The organism is Tsuneonella sediminis, assembly GCF_051912845.1.
Taxonomy (GTDB): Bacteria; Pseudomonadota; Alphaproteobacteria; order Sphingomonadales; family Sphingomonadaceae; genus Tsuneonella; species Tsuneonella sediminis.
Map to the genome: position 1 here is coordinate 1,498,478 of NZ_JBNCBU010000001.1, position 14,403 is coordinate 1,512,880.

At 66.0% G+C, this 14,403-nt stretch carries 14 protein-coding genes; 6 read left to right on the forward strand and 8 right to left on the reverse strand.

Annotation, left to right across the window (positions count from 1 at the left end; all coding sequences use genetic code 11):
- Positions 1-3: 3 nt before the first annotated feature.
- The 4 genes from ACPV3N_RS07625 (at position 4) to ACPV3N_RS07640 (ending at position 4,631) form a co-directional block, all read left to right on the forward strand.
- A complete protein-coding gene (locus tag ACPV3N_RS07625) occupies positions 4-2,190 on the forward strand; it encodes a phage tail protein (RefSeq protein WP_440116284.1) in 2,187 nt (728 codons plus the stop codon).
- A 14-nt stretch (positions 2,191-2,204) separates the two neighbouring features.
- Complete coding sequence (locus tag ACPV3N_RS07630; RefSeq protein ID WP_440116286.1) at positions 2,205-2,663, forward strand: DUF2793 domain-containing protein; 459 nt, start codon at positions 2,205-2,207, stop codon at positions 2,661-2,663.
- 193 nt (positions 2,664-2,856) lie between these two features.
- Positions 2,857-4,011 (forward strand): OmpA family protein, encoded by a 1,155-nt coding sequence (locus ACPV3N_RS07635; RefSeq protein ID WP_440116288.1) that lies wholly within the window; start codon positions 2,857-2,859, stop codon positions 4,009-4,011.
- A 152-nt stretch (positions 4,012-4,163) separates the two neighbouring features.
- Positions 4,164-4,631, forward strand: coding sequence for a superoxide dismutase family protein (locus ACPV3N_RS07640; RefSeq protein WP_440116289.1), 468 nt, complete (start codon positions 4,164-4,166; stop codon positions 4,629-4,631).
- Positions 4,632-4,638: 7 nt separating this feature from the next.
- Here the strand turns inward: ACPV3N_RS07640 and ACPV3N_RS07645 are convergent, their stop codons facing one another.
- The 7 genes from ACPV3N_RS07645 to ACPV3N_RS07675 form a co-directional block, all read right to left on the reverse strand.
- On the reverse strand, positions 4,639-6,210 hold the full coding sequence (locus ACPV3N_RS07645; RefSeq protein ID WP_440116291.1) for a spinster family MFS transporter: 1,572 nt from the start codon (positions 6,208-6,210) through the stop codon (positions 4,639-4,641).
- A gap of 22 nt (positions 6,211-6,232) precedes the next feature.
- Positions 6,233-6,919 (reverse strand): 7-cyano-7-deazaguanine synthase QueC, encoded by a 687-nt coding sequence (queC, locus tag ACPV3N_RS07650; RefSeq protein WP_440116293.1) that lies wholly within the window; start codon positions 6,917-6,919, stop codon positions 6,233-6,235.
- A gap of 41 nt (positions 6,920-6,960) precedes the next feature.
- Positions 6,961-7,344: a DUF3617 domain-containing protein gene (locus ACPV3N_RS07655; RefSeq protein ID WP_440116295.1), complete on the reverse strand. Its 384-nt coding sequence runs from the start codon at positions 7,342-7,344 to the stop codon at positions 6,961-6,963.
- Positions 7,345-7,474: 130 nt separating this feature from the next.
- Complete coding sequence (gene hslO, locus ACPV3N_RS07660) at positions 7,475-8,383, reverse strand: Hsp33 family molecular chaperone HslO (protein ID WP_440116297.1); 909 nt, start codon at positions 8,381-8,383, stop codon at positions 7,475-7,477.
- A gap of 37 nt (positions 8,384-8,420) precedes the next feature.
- Positions 8,421-9,353, reverse strand: coding sequence for an ornithine carbamoyltransferase (gene argF / locus ACPV3N_RS07665; RefSeq protein ID WP_440116299.1), 933 nt, complete (start codon positions 9,351-9,353; stop codon positions 8,421-8,423).
- Positions 9,350-10,540 carry an aspartate aminotransferase family protein gene (locus tag ACPV3N_RS07670; protein WP_440116301.1) on the reverse strand — a complete coding sequence of 397 codons (1,191 nt, stop codon included), beginning with the start codon at positions 10,538-10,540 and terminating at the stop codon, positions 9,350-9,352. The genes argF and ACPV3N_RS07670 overlap by 4 nt, the downstream gene beginning before the upstream one ends.
- A 132-nt stretch (positions 10,541-10,672) precedes the next feature.
- Positions 10,673-11,473 carry a cold-shock protein gene (locus ACPV3N_RS07675; RefSeq protein ID WP_440116303.1) on the reverse strand — a complete coding sequence of 267 codons (801 nt, stop codon included), beginning with the start codon at positions 11,471-11,473 and terminating at the stop codon, positions 10,673-10,675.
- A gap of 235 nt (positions 11,474-11,708) precedes the next feature.
- On the opposite strand from ACPV3N_RS07675, the gene ACPV3N_RS07680 reads away from it, so the two are divergent.
- Together ACPV3N_RS07680 and ACPV3N_RS07685 are read left to right on the forward strand one after the other, a co-directional pair.
- Complete coding sequence (locus ACPV3N_RS07680) at positions 11,709-12,506, forward strand: TerC family protein (RefSeq protein ID WP_440116305.1); 798 nt, start codon at positions 11,709-11,711, stop codon at positions 12,504-12,506.
- Positions 12,503-12,940 (forward strand): protein tyrosine phosphatase family protein, encoded by a 438-nt coding sequence (locus tag ACPV3N_RS07685; RefSeq protein ID WP_440116307.1) that lies wholly within the window; start codon positions 12,503-12,505, stop codon positions 12,938-12,940. The genes ACPV3N_RS07680 and ACPV3N_RS07685 overlap by 4 nt, the downstream gene beginning before the upstream one ends.
- On the opposite strand, the gene ACPV3N_RS07690 is transcribed toward ACPV3N_RS07685, so the two are convergent.
- Complete coding sequence (locus tag ACPV3N_RS07690; RefSeq protein ID WP_440117484.1) at positions 12,937-14,355, reverse strand: amidohydrolase; 1,419 nt, start codon at positions 14,353-14,355, stop codon at positions 12,937-12,939. The genes ACPV3N_RS07685 and ACPV3N_RS07690 overlap by 4 nt on opposite strands.
- Positions 14,356-14,403 lie beyond the last annotated feature (48 nt).

Consider the following 14,403-nt stretch of genomic DNA (forward strand, 5'->3'; position numbering starts at 1 on the left):
TCGATGGCAACCCTGGTTCTCACGACCGTCGGCACGTTGCTCGGCGGGCCGGTCGGCGGCGCAATCGGCGCATTGGCAGGCCGGACCCTGGACGGAGCCCTGATCGGCGGCGGCAAGCGCGAGGGCGCCCGCCTCAAGGAACTGGCAATCACCACGTCGAGCTATGGGCAACCGATCCCGCGCCACCACGGCCGCATGCGGGCCGGTGGCACGATCGTCTGGGCAACCGACCTCGTCGAGCACAAGACGAAGTCCGGTGGCAAGAAGGGCCAGCCATCGGTCACGAGCTATTCGTATACCACCTCGTTCGCGGTCGTCATTTCGAGCCGGCCAATCCGCGGGGTCGGCCGGATCTGGGCCGATGGCAACCTGTTGCGCGGCACTCAAGGGGATCTGAAGGCCGCCGGTAACCTGCGCGTTCTTACCGGCGAGGGCGACCAGGCGCCGGATCCCCTGATCGTTGCCGACAAGGGGGCAGCGTCCTGTCCCGCTTTCCGGGGGTGCGCTTACGTGGTGTTCGAGGACCTCGCCCTCGAGAATTTCGGAAACCGGATCCCGGCTCTCAGTTTCGAGATCATTGCCGACGAGGGCGCGATAACGCTCGGCGATATTGTCGATCCCCTGGACACCGATGGTGCGGCAACGAGCGTCCTTTCTCCGCTCGCGGGATTCGCGGTCGACGGCGGCCCCATGGCCGCGACGCTCGCCACCGTCGACACCCTTTTTCCCCTTGCTTGCGATGCGGGCGGAGAACGCCTCAGCATCAAGGCCGAAGGAGAGGGGGGCAGCCAGCCTCGCCTGCTACCACCAGCCGTGCGCGGCTGGGACGAGGGCGACTTCGGTCCCGCTGACGGGGAACGCCTGAACCGCGTTACCCTCAACGGCAATCGCCCCGACGCGGTCCGCTATTACGACGTCGCGCGCGATTACCAGCCCGGCGTCCAGCGGCCCGCCGGTCGCGCCGGCACAGGACCTGGCCGGACCATCGAATTTCCCGGCTCGCTCGCGGCCGACGACGCGCGTTCGCTGACCGAGGCAGTCGTGCGAAGGGCCGGCTGGGACCGGGATCGCGTCCAGTGGCGCGTGGCCGAACTCGACCCGGCGCTGGCTCCCGGGACCGAGGTGAGGGTTCCCGGGCGCACCGGCGTGTGGCGGGTCGATGGGTGGGAGTGGCGATCGCGCGGGATCGAACTCGACCTTGTCCGGCGCAGCCCGCTCGCAGCCGGTCCGGCATCCGGCGATCCGGGAGACATGCCGAGACCACCTGATATGTTGTCGGGCCCTACGTCGCTGCATGCGTTCGAGGTTCCCGCCGCTGGCACCGCTGCCGAAGAACGCACGCTGTTCGCGGCCGCGACCTCCGCTGAGCGGGGTTGGGCGGGAGCAGCGCTGTTCGTCGATAGAGCCGGCAAACTCCTGCCCATCGGGTCCACCGGCCGCGTCCGCGCGACCCTTGGCAAGGTGGTGCGACCGATCGGGTCCTCTCCCGGCCTCCATCTCGAGGCTGCCGGCACAATCGAGTTAGCTCTGGTCGACCCCGACGGACGATTCGATCCCGCCACGATCGCGGCGATCGCACAGGGCGCGAACCGCCTCCTGGTCGGTGAAGAAGTGCTGCAGTTCCTCGATGCCCGAAAGACGGTATCGGGTTCATGGGTGCTGTCCGGACTCCTGCGCGGACGGGGGGGAACCGAACCCGCCGCGCTTAGGGGGCATCCGACCGGGACGACCGCCGTGCTTCTCGACGACGCGATTGTCGCTCTCGATCCCGCGGTCCTCGCGGATCCGTCAACCACGATCGCCGCCATCGGCCTCGGCGACCCCGAGCCGGTGCTTGCGCCCCTCGCGAACGCCGGCCTGTCGAGGCGGCCGCCGTCACCTGTGCATCCTCGTGTCTCGGGCAGCATCGACACCGGTCTCGTGCTCGGCTGGACACGGCGCGCCCGCGGATCGTGGCATTGGCTGGACGGTGTCGATGCGCCGCTGGTCGAACAGGCGGAGCAGTATCGCGTCGGCCTCGGTCCTGTTGACGCGCCTCTGGCGGAATGGGTCGTCGCCCAACCCGCTGCGACAATCCCGGGCGACGTTCTCGCACCACTGGCGAGCGCCCATCCCGGCGTGGCGTTGTGGGTTCGCCAGGTCGGCAGCTTTTCCCTGTCCGATCCCCTGTTCCTGACCCGCTTGCCCTGACGTGGAGACCTCAAATGACCGACCCTGCCGATTTCCCTTCGACCACCCCGCGCTGGGGTTTGCCCCTGCTCTTCGCGGGCCAGGCGCAGAAGGAATTCTTCGTGAATGCCGCGCTGTCCCGCTTCGACGCCCTGGCCCACCCGGCAATCGACGGGGAAGTGCTCGCCCCGCCCGCCGACCCGGCCGAAGACGGATGCTGGCTGGTAGCTGCCAATGGAGGCGATGCCTTTGCCGGCCGGGAGGGGCAACTTGCCTTCCGACAAGCCGGCGCATGGGCCTTCGTCGAGCCGCGGGAGGGCCTGCGGGTGTTCGACAAATCGGCCGGACAATATCTCCTGTTCGCAGGAGTTTGGCGGCGGGAGGCCGGGGTGGCGGAGCCCGTGGGGGGCCAAACCGTCGACGTGGAAGCAAGAGCCGCGATCAGCGAGTTGATCGCGGCGCTATCGCGGTCCGGGATTTTCGCCGGCGATTGACGGGAACCGGCATGGAAAAGCGGCGTTTAGCGGGCACAAGGAGGGCATGACCGCCGGATTGTCGCAATCAAACATCGATACCGATGCTTATGTGCAACAGTCTGGTGCGAAAGCCTGCTTGCCACCCAAGTGGGGAAAAGTTAGAAATTGAACCGCTCGATGGCTCAAATTCGCTAAAAAGGGGAATTACATAATGCGGAAACTCGTCATTGGCATGGCGCTGGCATCGACTGCCATCGCTTCGCCTGCACTCGCGCGCGATGGCGCCTGGTACGTCGAACTCGACGGCGGCCCGATGCTCGTCGAGGACATCGACTTCGACGTGAACGGCGCTTCCAACGTCGTTACGGCCGACTTCCACACCGGCTACGATTTCGGCGGAATCGTCGGTTACGACTTCGGTTCGTTCCGCCTCGAGGCCGAAGCCGGTTATCGGGGCGCGGACCTCGGCTCGCTGAGCAGCTCGGCCGTTGTCCTGCCGACGAGCGGCAACGCAACCGCCAACGCCGGGTCCTACAACGCCGGCGGCGATGCCAGCGTGCTGAGCTTCATGCTCAACGGCCTGGTCGACTTCGGTCCCGATGATGGGCTTCAGGGCTTCGTCGGCGGCGGCGCAGGTGTCGCTCGTACCAAGTTCGACGGCGCGACCATCGACCGGAACGGCGCGGGCTTCCTGGACGATTCGGACAGCGGCTTCGCCTGGCAGGTTCTTGCCGGCGTTCGCGCACCGCTGACGGACACGATCGACGTTGGCCTCAAGTACCGCTTCTTCAACACCTCGAACCTCGACCTCGTCGATAGCCGTGGTCGGGACGTCGAAGGCAAGTGGAAGTCCCACTCGCTGCTGGGCACCATCGGGTTCAACTTCGGCGGTGCACCGGCCCCGATGCAGACCTGCTGGGATGGAACGCAGCTGCCGATGGACGCGACCTGCCCGGCTCGCCCGGCTCCGCCGCCGCCGCCCCCGCCGCCCCCGCCGCCGGTCGCCGCACCCGTGTGCAACAAGGGCCCGTACATCGTGTTCTTCGAATGGGACAAGTCGGACATCACTCCGGGAGCTGCGACCATTCTCAACAACGCTGTGTCGGCTTACGCGAACTGCGGCGCGGCCTCGGTCATGCTTGCGGGTCACGCCGACCGTTCGGGTTCGTCGTCTTACAACGTCGGCCTGTCGCAGCGTCGTGCGGACGCGGTGCGGTCCTACATGGCTGCGCGCGGCGTTCCGGACACCCGGATCTCCACCGAAGCATTCGGCGAATCGCAGCCCCGCGTTCCGACCGCGGACGGGGTGCGCGAGCTTCAGAACCGCCGGGTGGAAATCACCTACGGTCCGGGTTCGGGCATGTAAGGTTCGGCGAAAGTCGAAAAAAGGAATGGGGGCCGGAGAAATCCGGCCCCTTTTTCGTTGGTCCCGTAAATAACCAGAGGACCCTGACCATGCTGCTCGCTGCCCGAAACCTCGCTCCCGCCGCGTTGATCGCCCTTGCGGCCTGTAGCACAATGTCCGAACTGCCTTCCGAACGGCTTGGCAGCGCGACGCTTCTGCTGGCAAGCGGCGTACCGGCGGGAACTGTCCAGGTGCTAGCGCGCGGGGACGAGGTTACCTTGGTCGCCGGAGCGACCGGTCTGGCACCTGGACTTCATGGCTTTCACCTTCATACGACCGGGAGCTGTCAGCGACCCGATTTTTCGTCGGCGGGCGGACACCTCAACCCGCTCGGGAAAGAGCACGGCTCGCTGAATGCCGACGGGCGCCACTTGGGCGATCTTCCGAACCTTGACGTCAAGGCGGGCGGCAGCGGTTCGCTGTCAGCCGAACTGCCCGGCACCCGGGCCGAGATTCTCGGTTGGCTGTTCGACACCGACGGCACTGCCGTAGTGGTCCATGCGAACGCCGACGACTACCGCACGGACCCGACCGGCAACGCCGGCGGCCGGATCGCATGCGGAGTCCTCAAGAGAGGCTAGCGCCCGTCTAGAACACCTCTCCGGCCGCTCTGGCCCGATCCAGAAGCGTACGCTCCGCTTCCGGGACGCTGCGGTAGGCCATTATAAGCAGGACGAGGCCGATCGGCACGGCAACCAGCAGGCTAAGGCCGCCGGTGGAAAGGCTACCCGTCACCGTGGAAACCTGTCCCGCCATGTACGGACCAAGGGCGAGCCCCACGAGCGTAGTCGACAGAAAGAAGGTCGCCGTCGCGGTACCACGCATGCGTGGCAGGACGAGGTCCTGCGTGGTCGCCGCAGCCCCTCCGAGCGCCGAGCTGGCACACAGCGATTGAAGGAAGGCGCAAACGTAGAACACGGTGGGGTTCTGGGTGGTAAACATGACGAACAGGAAGGGCGCGGCCGCTGTCAACCCGAACGCGACGACGATCAGGCGACCGGCCGGGTTGCGCTCGCGAAGCCAGTCGGCAGCGCGTCCCCCGAGGATCACGCCGAGAAAACCCCCGACGGCGCCCGGACCGCCAATCCACCAGCCTGCAGTCGATGGGGCTTCTTCCAGAATCCGTATGGCGTAGGGAGCGGCCCAGAACGATGCCGCGTAGGACATGAATGCGACCATCCCGTAGCCGAGGATGGTGGTGAGAAAGGCGGGTGTGGCCCAGATCAGCTGGAAGGTCGGCTCGTCCCGACGCTTGAGCGTCGAGGCCCACGAGAAGATCGCGTAATAGCCGATCCCGATAGCGCCCCACTGCTGGTAATTGTCGGTGGCGACCGCCATGACGTAGGCGATACCCCCGATGACCAGCGCCCCGACAAGGTTCAACGCGATCCCGCGCCCACCTGCGCGCGCCGCGCCGATCAGCGTGAACGGCGGTATGACGGCAACCAGTTCATGGAAGAAGCCGCGAAACGGGTTGGGCGGCGGCGGGGTGGGAATCCCTTCGCTTTCGCCGCGCATCGGTTCGCGCAACGTGAACACGAGGCAGGCAAGCAGAAGACCGGGCAGGCCGACGATGATGAACGCCGCTTGCCAGCCCGCCAGGCCCAGCGGCGCACCCGCCGGATAAGCGGCATTCCAGCGCTCGACGATTTCACCGCCGATCAGCAGCGAAATACCCCCGCCGATATACAGCCCCGAAGAATAGATCGCGAGCGCCGTGGCCCGCATTTTCTTGGGAAACCAATCGGAAATAAGCGAATACGCGCTCGGACTCGCAGTCGCCTCGCCGATCCCGACGCCGATGCGGGCTACGCTCAGCGTGCCGAAGTTCCTCGCAAATCCCGACAGGGCGGTGAAGGCCGACCAGATGGCCAGGCCAGCTGTCATCAGCCGAACACGGTGCCAGCTGTCTGCCAGCTTGCCGAGCGGAATGCCGAAAAGTGCGTAGAAAACGCCGAAGGCGGTTCCGTAAAGAAAACCGATCTGGTCATCGCGCAGCCCCAGATCGGCCTTGATGTCCTCCGCGAGGATCGAGAGGATGTTGCGATCGACGAAATTGAGCACATAGATCACTACGAGCACGCTCAGGGCATACCAGCTGTACGCAGGCACCCGCGCTCCGTCGGTCGTGTCTGCGACGACCCTGTCGTTGTCCTTCAAGAAGTGTCTCCCCGATCGCCGGTCAGCCGCCGGAATACGGCACCGTATCTGTCAAACCAGCCTCCGCGAAGCCCTTTAATCTCAGCCGGCAACTGTCGCACGAGCCGCATGCCTTCCCGTCGGGCGCAGGATCGTAGCACGACCAGCTCCAGACCGGATCGAGGCCCAGTCGGTTGGCCTCCCGGGCGATGTCTGCCTTGGTCATGAACTGCAACGGGGCATGAATCACGAACGGGCTTCCCTCGTCGCCAGCCTTGGTGCCAAGGCGGGCGGTTTCGGAAAAGCTGGCGATGAATTCCGGCCGGCAGTCCGGGTAACCCGAATAATCGAGCGCGTTCACACCGATGAAGATATCGCGCGCGCCGGCGCTTTCGGCGAACGCAGTGGTCAGCGCGAGGAACACGAGATTGCGGGCGGGGACGTAGGTTACCGGGATGCCGCCTTCCGTCCCGGTCTTCGGCACGTCGATATCGTCGGTCAGAGCCGAACCGCCGAACTGGCGCAGATCGAGCGGCAGCACGACGTGCCTATCGATGTCGAGGCGTTTGGCGATGTCCCGCGCACATTCGAGCTCCCGCGCGTGGCGCTGGCCATAGTCGATCGACAATGCGTTGAGAGCGAACCCGCGCTCGCGGGCGATAGCGGCAGCTACCATCGAATCCAGCCCGCCGGATAGCAGGATGACGGCGAGGGTCCGGTCAGCTGGCATTGTCCCGCGCTAGTCGCTGGCGAACGCCCGGGCAATCCCGTCTACTCGCAGTCCGCGATCCGCCGTGCTTCCGCCGAGAAGTCGAACGGCAATCCGGCGGCTATCCCCTGACTGTCGATCTGAACCAGGCCGGCATTTTCCTTGCGGATCGTTGTCCGACCGTATCCGTTTCCGCGGCAGGTGTACTGGACGGTAATCTCTCGCGCGCTGTCGTCGACGACGAAACGGCTGCAGGACGCAGGTCCGTGCTGGATCTGGATCAATTCGTACCCTGATCGCACGCAGATGCTCCTGCTTTCGCTGCCGTCGCGAAAGCGCAGCTCCCACTTCCCGCTGTCCAGCCCGCCCAGCATCGCAAGGGCAGGTCCCTGGGCGGCGGCAGGAGCCAGCAGTCCGGCCGCATAGACACCGGAAACGATCGTCACGGATCGCAGGACGGTTGCCATTGGCAATCGCATCGAACCTGAACTCCTCAATGCGCCCGCGAGTTGTCGCCTGCACATAGTCTAGCACGGACCAACGCCCCCGGAAATGTCCCCAAACCCCAGGGAGTCATCAGTCCCGGATCGGGAATTCGCGCGAACAGAAGGCGCAGTCGACTACGATCACGCCCTCGTCGTTGCGCATCTCGGCGCGCTCCTCTTCGGGAAAACGCGACAGGACTTGGGCATAATGTTCCGCCGAACAGCGGCAACCTCGCGATACCGGCGAACCGGGCTGGACCCGTATTTCGTCTTCTTCGTGAAACAGGCGCCACACGATCGCCTCCAGCGAAAGCGCCTCGTCGAGCAGTTCTTCGTGGCGTATGGTTTCGGCAAGGATTGCGACGTGCTCCCATTCTGGATGGTCCATCCGCACATGAAGCCGTTCGCGGCCTTCCTCCCCGTCGGCCAGATGCTGAACGAGCATGCCGGCCGCAACCGCGCCGCTTCCGCCAGAGCGCACGGCGACGCGGATGAGCGTGGGAACCTGTTCCGACTGGGTGAAATAGCTCTCGCACGCCTGCGAGAGCGATTCACCCTCCAGCGGCACGATACCCTGATAACGCCCACCGCCGGCGGGCAGGTCGAAGGTCATCGCCAGATACCCCTTGCCGAACAGCGCGAACAGCGACGGATTGGCCCCCAGCGCGGCGAGCCGTTCGCGGTCGAAGTCGACATAACCGCGCAATTCACCGCCCCGCCAGTCGCAGACGAGGAGTCGGACGACGCCTCCCTCGGTCTGCGCCTGCAGGGTCAGCTGTCCACCGCCGCTCTCGTTGTCGCTGTCCTTGAGCAGCCCGCCGATCAGCGCGGTCAGGACCAGCGCTTCGGCCAGCAGGTGGGTGATCGCGGCGGGATAGGAGTGAGCCGACAGGATCTCGTCGAGCACGCCGTCGATGCGCACTGCGCGGCCCCGCGCGTGGCGCGCGGGGATCGAAAAGCCGAGCACGCGGCCCGCGTATGTCTCTGGTGTATCAGTCATCGCGCCCGATATGGGGGCGAGCGCGCGCTGCGCTAGGTCAGAGCTTTCCCACGCTCCACAACAGAACCGACTTCTGCGCGTGGACCCGGTTCTCCGCCTCGTCGAAAACGACCGACTGATCGCCTTCGAAAACGTCTTCGCTCACCTCGTCGCCGACGTGGGCCGGCAGGCAATGAAGGAACCGCGCGTCGCCTTTCGCCGCCGCCATCAGCCGACTATCGACCTGGAACGGCGCCATCGCTGCGATCTTGTTGTGCACGTGCTCCTGGCCCATCGAGACCCAGGTGTCGGTCACGACGATATCGGCATCGGCAACGGCCTCGGCCGGATCGCGGGTGATCGTCACGCGCGAGCCCGCCGCGCGCGCCATCTCGATGAATTCGTCGTCTGGTTCGTACCCTGGCGGCACCCCGATGCGCACGTTGAAGCCGAACAGCGCTGCGGCCTCGAGGATCGAATGGAGCACGTTGTTGCCATCGCCCAGCCACGCGAGCTCGAGCCCTTCGAGCGATTTGCCCTGCTCCTCGATCGTCAGCAGGTCGGCCATGATCTGACAGGGATGGGACCTGTCGGTGAGGCCGTTGATCACCGGCACGCTCGCGTGCCTGGCCAACTCTTCGATCTTCGCGTGATCGTCCGTCCGGATCATGATCGCATCGACCATCCGGCTGAGGACCCGCGCGGTATCGGCAAGCGATTCCCCCCGCCCGAGTTGCGTCGATCCCGAATCCAGCAACAGCGCGCTGCCGCCGAGTTGGCGCATCGCCATGTCGAAACTCACGCGGGTCCGGGTCGAATTCTTTTCGAAGATCATCGCCAGCACGTACCCGGCCAGCGGCGCATCGGCGTCAGCCCTGCCCTTCGCCCAGCCGCGGCGCGCAGCCTTGCGAGTCCGCGCATCTGCCAGCATCGAGCGCAGTGCGTCGGCCCCGGCGTCCGAAAGGTCGATGAAGTGTCGCGGGCCGCTCATCCCGCAGCCGAAGGATCGTAATCCGCCGCCCCGGCAGAGAGTTTTTCGAAGAACTCGTCGAACTCGGCCTCGCCGGCGACAAGGGGCGGCAGGATGCGCAGCGTGTTGTCGCCCGCTGCCACAGTCAGGAGCTGATGGCTGTCGCGCAGGTGGACGAAAAACGGACGGCTCTCGACCTTCATCTTGATGCCGAGCATCAGTCCCTTGCCGCGCACGCACTCGAACAGCTCCGGGTAGTTGCCGATGAACTGCTCGAGCCGCCCACGCAGGCGCTCTCCCTTTTCGGCCACGCTCGCGAGGAAGTCCTCGTTGCCCACCGCATCGAGCACGGCCTCCCCGGCGGCCATCGCCAGCGGGTTGCCGCCGTAGGTCGATCCATGCGTCCCGACTACCATGCCGCGTGCCGCTTTCTCGGTCGCCAGACACGCGCCGAGCGGGAAACCGCCGCCGATGCCCTTTGCGGTCGCCATGATGTCGGGTTCGATGCCGTAATGCTCGTACGCATACATCCTGCCGGTCCGCGCCACCCCGCACTGGACTTCGTCGAGGACGAGCATGAGATCATGCTCATCGGCCAGCTGCCGCAATCCCTGCATGAACTCCTGCGATGCAGGACGGATGCCGCCTTCTCCCTGTATTGGCTCGACGAGGAACCCGGCGGTATGCGGGCCCATCTGCGCCTTCGCACTCTCGAGGTCGTCGAATTCGGCGTACTTGAAGCCGGCAAGCAGGGGCAAAAACCCCTTGTGCATCTTGTCCTGATTCGACGCACTGATGGTCGCCATCGTGCGGCCGTGGAAGGCGTTCTTGAATGTGATGAGCTCGTACCGGTCGTCGTTGCCGACGTGGCTGTGATAGGCACGCGCGGTCTTGATGGCGCATTCGACCGCTTCGGCGCCGGAGTTGGTGAAGAATACCGTATCGGCGAAGGTCAGGTCTACCAATCGCTGCGCCAGCCGTTCGCCCTGCGGGCTGCCGTACAGGTTGGACACGTGCATCAGCGTCGCGGCCTGCTTCTGGATCGCGCCGATCAGCCCCTCGTGGCTGTGGCCGAGCAGGTTGACGGCAATGCCACTTGCGAAATCGAGATAGCGCGTGCCGTCTTCATCGATCAGGTGGCAGTGCTCGCCACGGACGGGGCGCACGCCGCACCGGGGGTAGACAGGCATGAGCGGGGTGATCGACATAGACTTGGTCCTCGAGAATCTGGCGTGGGTAGCGCAATCGCAACGACAAATGGCGGCCCCGGAAGGGAACCGCCATTCGCACCGTTAAGGTGAGGCACAGGCCCGGTCAAACCGCCGGTCCTGGCCGACGTGTCAGCCCTGGACGGGCACCAGGTTGACCGCCGAGTACTTCCCTCGTCGATCGACCTCGAGGTCGAACTCGTACTTCTCGCCCTCGTTGAGTCCCGACAGACCCGAGCGTTCCACGGCGCTGATGTGCACGAACGCGTCGGGCTGCCCATCGTCACGGACGAGGAAGCCGAAGCCCTTCATCGAATTGAAGAACTTGACCGTGCCGGTGGCCTTTTCGCCGGTGAGCTCGCGCCGCGGCGGGCCGCGATCGGCCCCGCCGAAACCGCCGGCCGCACCGCGATCCTCACGCGGGCCGCGGCTCTGGACCGGAACGACATCGCCCACGATCTGCAGGTCCTGTGCGGAGATCTTCCCGCCGCGGTCGACCAGGTTGAACTCGAGCTCCTGGCCCTCGCCGAGGCCTTCCAGCCCCGCGCGCTCGACTGCGCTGATGTGCACGAACACGTCCTCGCCGCCGCCATCCTGGGCAATGAAGCCAAAGCCCTTCTGGCCGTTGAAGAACTTGACCGTGCCCTTGCCGGCACCCACGACCTGGGGGGGCATGCGGTTGAAACCGCCCCCGCCACCACCGCCGCCGCCGCGCGGGCCGCCGAAGCCGCCGCCGCCGCCGCCGCGGAAGCCACCACCGCCACCGCCGCCGAAGCCGCCGCGGTCGCCGCCGCCAAAGCCGCCGCGATCACCACCGCCGAAGCCGCCGCGATCACCGCCGAAATCGCCGCCGCCGCCGAAGGGATCGAAGCCGTCTTCACCGAATCCGTCGCGCTTGTCCCGGCCCCGACGTTTCCCTCTATCGTAACCCATAACCTGAAACGTACCTTCGTATTCTCGCCGTCCGTCATACCTTCCCGCACGCGCGGACGGAGCGCGCCGGGACAGGTCGGGAAGGCCAGAATCGGCCCCCTCCCCCGTGAGTCAGTGGCAATTCATAGCGTAAGTCCTGCCGTGTTGCGAACGATTTAACCGCGGCCCGTTCGACCGCGCCGAATCTCCCGCCAGGCCGCTTGTCAGAAGGACCGCGTTTCGGCATGGCGCGCCCATGGATATCGTCGCCCTGCTCTCGGACCCTGCGGCCTGGCTCGCGTTGCTTACGCTGATCGCGCTCGAGGTGGTTCTGGGTGTCGACAACCTCATTTTCATCGCCATTCTGTCGAACAAGCTTCCGGTCGAGCAGCAGTCGCGCGCGCGCCGGATCGGGCTGACGCTCGCGCTGGTCATGCGCATCGGGCTGCTCATGCTGATCGGCTGGCTGGTAACGCTGACCCAGCCGTTGTTCGACCTCGGCCTCACGGGTGCGCCCAACGCCTATGGCGAGCCGAGCTTCGAGACTTCCTTCTCCGGACGCGACCTGATCCTTCTTGCCGGCGGTCTTTTCCTGCTGTGGAAGGCGACCAAGGAAATTCATCACTCGATGGAGCCCGAGGACGAGTCGGGCGAGCTGCTCGACAAGACACCTGGTATCGGAGCCGCTGCGAAGGCCACGTTCGGCGCGGTGATCGCGCAGATTATCGCGATCGACCTCGTGTTCTCGGTCGATTCGATCCTGACCGCCGTGGGCATGACCGACGAGATCCCGATCATGGTCACCGCCGTGGTCATCACCGTCGGCGTGATGATGGTCGCCGCAGACCCGCTGGCACGGTTCATCGAGAAGAACCCAACGCTTGTGATGCTCGCGCTCGCGTTCCTGGTGATGATCGGTCTCGTCCTGATCGCCGACGGGTTTGGGTTTCACGTGCCCAAGGGTTACATCTACGCGGCGATGGGCTTCTCGGTCGGCGTCGAGATACTCAATATCGTCCAGCGCCGCCGCCGCGCCCGCAAGGCCCAGGCATGACGGAATTTCGCAAGCTGTCCGACACGATGTACGCCAGCCCGCAGATCGGGGTGGAGGACGTCGCCGCGGCAAGGGACATGGGCATCGCGCTGATCGTCAACAACCGGCCCGAGGGTGAAAGCACCGAGCAGGTGCCGGGTCCCGAGATCGAAGCGGCAGCGCGCGCGGCCGGCATCGGTTATCTCGCCATTCCGATCACCCATGCCGGGTTCAGCCACCCGCAGGTTGCCGCGATGTCGGAGGCGCTCGAGAAGGCTGCCGGCCCGGTGCTCGGCTACTGCCGGTCGGGCACGCGCTCGACCCTGCTCTGGGCACTCGCCCGCGCCAGCATGGGCGACGACCCCGACTCCATCGTCCAAGCGGCCGTGAGCGCGGGGTACGATGTCGACCCGGTGCGTCCGGCGATGGACGCGCTCCACGCGCAGTCGCGCTAGTTGCGGTAATCGAGCGGCGGCTCTCGGTCGCCGAGCAGCGAGCGATACTTGTAGTCCTTCCCTCGCGCAGCGTCGAATTCCTGCTTGGCCGCGGCACGCAAGGCGGGGTCGGTGTACAGTTCGACCGCGGCGAGCGCCATCGCCTTGGCCGCCAGCTGGGCGCCCTTGAAGCCGATCGACATCCCGCTTGCCGCCGCGGATTGCCACGAGTGCGAAGGCGTGCCCGGCACCCATGTGGCAGTGCTGAGGCCCACTGTCGGCGTGGCCCACGAGACGTCGCCGACGTCCGTCGATCCGTAGCCCAGCGTCCTGCCAAAGGGCGCGACCATTCCGGCAGATTCGAGCGGTTTGGCCTGCGCAAGCGTTGGCGCCAGCCGCTCGGCGAAGGCGCGTTCCTCGGCGGTGTAGGCGATCCCGCCCAGCGACCGCAGCTTGGCGTCCATCATCCGTTGAAGGGTCTCGTTGACAAGCAACGGGTTGTTGCCGTGAATGACTTCCCATTCGGCCCGGGTGCCGGTGCCCATCGCGGCTCCTTTCGCCGCGGCCTCCAGCCTTTCCCACATCGCCTCGACCTCTCCGGTCCGTGGGTGGCGCACGTAATAGAACACTTCGGCGAAATCGGGGACGACGTTGGGCGCCTTGCCGCCCTCGGTTATGACGTAGTGGATGCGCGAATCCATCGTCGTGTGCTCGCGCATCAGGTTGACCATCATGTTCATGGCCTCGACCCCGTCGAGGGCGCTGCGCCCCTGATCGGGAGCGCCCGCCGCATGGGCCGAGGTTCCGCGAAAGCGGAACTTGGCCGACCGGTTCGCAAGGCTGGTTTTCGCGGCGGCGCTGTTCTCGTCTCCGGGATGCCAGTGGATTGTGAAATCGACGTCGTCGAACAACCCTTCGCGGACCATATAGACCTTGCCCGATCCGCCTTCCTCGGCGGGCGTGCCGTAGAACCGGATACGCCCCGGCGTGCCGGATTTCTCGAGCCATTCCTTGATGGCGATGGCCGCAGTCATCGAGGCAGCACCGAACAGGTTGTGTCCGCAGGCATGTGCGGCCGGCTTTCCGTCGATCGGCTCGCGGGTGGGAAGCGCATCCTGGCTGATGCCGGGAAGCGCGTCGTATTCGCCGAGGATCGCGATCAGCGGTCCGCCCTCGCCCCACTCGGCGGTAAAGGCGGTCGGTATCCCCGCGACGCCCCGGGTGACCTTGAATCCGGCATGCGAAAGCTCCGAGGCGAGGAGGGCGCTCGACTTGTCCTCCTGGTAGCCGACCTCCGCCCATTCCCAGATCTGGCGCGCGATGCGGGCGGTATCGGCCTCGTGCCTGTCGACCAGCGCTGCGGGTTCGTGGGTTTGGGCAGCAACGGGCGTTGCAAGGAACAGGGCCGCGCCAGCCGGCACGGCAAGTCGGATCATCATCGCGTTATCTCTCCTCTTGATGCTGTGCCTAGCGCGGGCCGTTCG

Bases quoted from the DNA above. Each gene is read 5' to 3' on its own strand.
- ACPV3N_RS07625 (WP_440116284.1), top strand. From the start codon at position 4: ATGGCAACCCTGGTTCTCACGACCGTCGGCACGTTGCTCGGCGGGCCG.
- ACPV3N_RS07630 (WP_440116286.1), top strand. From the start codon at position 2,205: ATGACCGACCCTGCCGATTTCCCTTCGACCACCCCGCGCTGGGGTTTG.
- ACPV3N_RS07635 (WP_440116288.1), top strand. From the start codon at position 2,857: ATGCGGAAACTCGTCATTGGCATGGCGCTGGCATCGACTGCCATCGCT.
- ACPV3N_RS07640 (WP_440116289.1), top strand. From the start codon at position 4,164: ATGTCCGAACTGCCTTCCGAACGGCTTGGCAGCGCGACGCTTCTGCTG.
- queC (WP_440116293.1), bottom strand. From the start codon at position 6,919: ATGCCAGCTGACCGGACCCTCGCCGTCATCCTGCTATCCGGCGGGCTG.
- hslO (WP_440116297.1), bottom strand. From the start codon at position 8,383: ATGACTGATACACCAGAGACATACGCGGGCCGCGTGCTCGGCTTTTCG.
- argF (WP_440116299.1), bottom strand. From the start codon at position 9,353: ATGAGCGGCCCGCGACACTTCATCGACCTTTCGGACGCCGGGGCCGAC.
- ACPV3N_RS07670 (WP_440116301.1), bottom strand. From the start codon at position 10,540: ATGTCGATCACCCCGCTCATGCCTGTCTACCCCCGGTGCGGCGTGCGC.
- ACPV3N_RS07675 (WP_440116303.1), bottom strand. From the start codon at position 11,473: ATGGGTTACGATAGAGGGAAACGTCGGGGCCGGGACAAGCGCGACGGA.
- ACPV3N_RS07680 (WP_440116305.1), top strand. From the start codon at position 11,709: ATGGATATCGTCGCCCTGCTCTCGGACCCTGCGGCCTGGCTCGCGTTG.
- ACPV3N_RS07685 (WP_440116307.1), top strand. From the start codon at position 12,503: ATGACGGAATTTCGCAAGCTGTCCGACACGATGTACGCCAGCCCGCAG.
- ACPV3N_RS07690 (WP_440117484.1), bottom strand. From the start codon at position 14,355: ATGATCCGACTTGCCGTGCCGGCTGGCGCGGCCCTGTTCCTTGCAACG.